The 3,098-nt window shown below is 63.8% G+C and carries 3 protein-coding genes and 1 pseudogene; 3 read left to right on the top strand and 1 reads right to left on the bottom strand.

Going from position 1 to position 3,098, the window contains the following annotated elements:
- The 3 genes from G7A99_RS24965 to G7A99_RS17370 all read left to right on the top strand — a co-directional run.
- On the top strand, positions 1–223 hold a 223-nt coding region (locus G7A99_RS24965; RefSeq protein ID WP_040409226.1), incomplete at its 5' end, for a phosphoesterase.
- Between the two features lie 20 nt (positions 224–243).
- On the top strand, positions 244–2,391 hold the full coding sequence (locus G7A99_RS17365) for a bifunctional DedA family/phosphatase PAP2 family protein (RefSeq protein ID WP_163142490.1): 2,148 nt from the start codon (positions 244–246) through the stop codon (positions 2,389–2,391).
- Complete coding sequence (locus G7A99_RS17370; RefSeq protein ID WP_163142493.1) at positions 2,388–2,744, top strand: diacylglycerol kinase; 357 nt, start codon at positions 2,388–2,390, stop codon at positions 2,742–2,744. The genes G7A99_RS17365 and G7A99_RS17370 overlap by 4 nt, the downstream gene beginning before the upstream one ends.
- Before the next feature lie 165 nt (positions 2,745–2,909).
- Here the strand turns inward: G7A99_RS17370 and G7A99_RS17375 are convergent.
- A pseudogene (locus tag G7A99_RS17375) lies at positions 2,910–3,098 on the bottom strand (purine permease); the annotation flags it as partial.

Below are 3,098 nucleotides of genomic sequence, written 5' to 3' on the forward strand. Positions count from 1 at the left end.
CTTTGCCATCACTGCCACGTTCCTGCGGCACGGCTTTCACCGTCGCAGTCTTGCTGTGCTCGCGGCGACGGTGCTGACCGCATTCCCGCAGGCGTACACCGGGACTCAATACGTGAGCGATGTGCTGGGTGGCGCGGCCACCGGCATCATCGCTGCCATAATGGTGCGCATCCTTTACCGCGAAGGCTCGCGGCTTGACCGCCTGCTCACGAGCACTTGGTGATTGGGGGCACGGATCCTTTGATGGAGCGATTGTTCCACGCCATCCTGCCATCCATCGAGCACTTCCACATGCTCGGTTACTGGGTGGCCTTCTTCGCAGCGCTGCTGGAGACGGCGCTCGTGGCCGGATGGTTTTTGCCCGGCTCTACCCTCCTGCTGTTGCTGGGAGGCATGGCGGCTGGCAGCTACCTGGATTTCGGGGACCTGCTGCTGTTCGCCATCGCCGGCGCAGTGCTGGGGGATAACGTCAACTACTGGCTGGGCGAGCGCTACGGCAGCCAATGGGCACGTGACGGCGTCTGGTTCCTGACACCCGGCCATTTTGAACGGGCCCACCGCTTTTTTGACCGGCATGGTGCCAGGAGCGTTTTCCTCGGCCGCTTTATACCTAGCGTGAAGGAAATCGCGCCGTTCGTGGCAGGCACCGTGAGAATGCGCTATCGCACGTTCCTGTTCTGGAACCTGCTGGGCGCCGTCGGATGGGGACTGCAGTGGGTCGGCGGCGGCTATCTGTTCGGGCAGTCGTTCAGGGTTGCGCAGACCTGGATGTCGCGGGCCGGTATGGCGTTACTGGCCGTCCTGCTCTTGTGGGCGCTGCTTTGGCTTCTGCAGCGCTTCATCAAGCGCAAGGGCCGCGACCTCTGGTGGGTGGCGGTTTCGCTCACGCGTTCGGTAATGACGGCCCTGGCTCGCAATGCCTACGTGCGGCGCTGGGTACGCCGCCACCCACGAAGCGTCCGCCTCGTGATGAATCGTTTCGATCGCCGGCATTTTTCGGGCCTGCCGCTGACGGTTCCAGCCCTGGCGTTTACCTATGTGCTGGCCCTGTTCGCGGGCATCGTCGAGGACGTCGTCACCTCCGATCCAATCGTCGCAATCGATCATGCGACAGCCCAACTGGTCGCCGCCTTTCGCACACCGTCGGCTATTCCTCCGTTCGTGTGGATAACGGATCTCGGTCAGCCGCCCGTGGTCTTCGCGCTGCTGGCCTCGACCGGCCTGGTGCTCTGGCTCGTCAATCGGAAATACGCGGTTGCGGGGTTGCTGATGTCGAGCCTGGGAGCAACGGCTTTCACCACCCTGGGCAAATTGGCCTTTGAGCGGCCACGGCCGGCCGGGGCCGTACTGCTCGAGACCTCCTATTCCTTCCCTAGTGGGCACGCCACCATCGCCGTCGCCTGCTACGGTTTCCTGGGCTACCTGCTGATCCGCTCGGCGGCCCGCTGGAAGGCCCGTGTCAATCTGTTCTTCGCGACTGCCGGAGTTATCCTCCTGATCGGTCTCAGCCGCATCGTGCTCGGCGTGCACTATTTGAGTGACGTCTGGGCCGGTTACCTGGTCGGTGCACTGTGGCTGATCGCTGGCGTCACCCTGACCGAATGGCTCACTGCGGGCGGCAGGATCGACTGGCGGGCACCCACCGAACGATTCCGAAAGGCCTCGGCCTTCGGCGTGATCGCCATCGCGTCCGCTGGGTTCGTGACCTATGCAGCCACCCGCACGCCGCCAGCCCCGGTTCCCGCAGCGGAAACAGTCATCCAGGTCAATCGTCCTCTGGACGAAATGTTACGTGCGCGGAAACTTACCAACACCTCATCCGTGCTCGGCACACCGGGACAACCGCTATCCTTTGCCATCGTCACGCCTGGCGCGGACAAACTGTCCGCGCTTCTGGGCCGAGCAGGCTGGCTCTCCGCCGACAGTCCGGATCCAACGAACCTGCTGCGCCTCGCCCGACAGGGGCTCGACTACACCACGGCTCCCCTCGCGCCGGCCCTCTGGAACGACCGTGTCAACGATCTGGCTTTCGAACGACCGATCCAGAACTCGCAGGGCAAGGCGGTCGTAACCGTCAGGCTATGGCAAACCGCCTTCCGTGTCGGTGCGGAACCGATCTTCGTGGGGGTGGCGCGGACATATACCGGGGTCCGCTGGGGCGTTCTGCACACGGTCTCGCCTGATGTGGATGCCGCAACCGAACGATTCGTCGAATCGCTCAAACACACCGCGCAGCCGCTCACGTTATGCCAGCGCTCGTTGATGGCCCTGATGACAGGCTCCGATGTGATGGGCGATCGCTTCTTTACGCAGGGGCAGCTATGGCTGCTCGATCCGGGCGGCCGCACCAATACGGCAGCCCTTTGTGGCGCTCACAGGTCGAGGCAATGAAAAACCAGTCATTCCCGAAAAAACTACGCCATGCCATCTCCGGCATCGGTTTCGCATGGAATAGGGAACAGAACTTTCGCACGCAGGTCGTTCTCGGCGCCGTCACCTTCGTGGTGTTCTCCATCGTTCGGCCGGCCGCATTCTGGTGGGCACTTATCGTGCTGTGTGTCGCGTTGGTACTCGTTGCAGAGTTGGTGAATTCGGCCATCGAGGCGCTGACCGATCACCTCCACCCGGATCTGCACCCGGTCGTGGGCAGGGTAAAGGATATGCTCGCCGGAATGGTGCTGGTAATGAGCATCGGCGCAGCGATCGTGGCGATGATCACCCTGTACGCCACGCTCGCCGCCTAGGGCCACCGCGGTTCGACAGGGAATGCGCCGGACTGCGTTGTCGACGAAGCGCTACTCCGCAGCCCCTCCCGGTGCGGCCGGCCCCTGCCCTTTCGCGTTCCGAAAAGGACACCGGCGGCGGCCCCCGCTGTGCACAACGGGTGGTCACCGACGGCATCCTGCTCCTCAACCGGCGCCGTCCCCCGGTCGCCATCCGCCGGGCAGGATCAGGTTCAGGAGGATGGCGGTCACGGCCCCCGGGATCAGGCCCGAGTCCATCATCGAGCGCGCGCTCTCCGGCAGGCCGGCATAGATTTCCGGGTGTTCGGGCAGGCCGAAGGCCATCGCCAGCGACATGCCGATAATGACCATGTT

Source organism: Arhodomonas sp. KWT, from assembly GCF_010993615.1.

Excerpts from the sequence above, each read along its gene's own strand:
- G7A99_RS17365 (WP_163142490.1), top strand. The coding sequence starts at position 244 with ATGGAGCGATTGTTCCACGCCATCCTGCCATCCATCGAGCACTTCCAC.
- G7A99_RS17370 (WP_163142493.1), top strand. The coding sequence starts at position 2,388 with ATGAAAAACCAGTCATTCCCGAAAAAACTACGCCATGCCATCTCCGGC.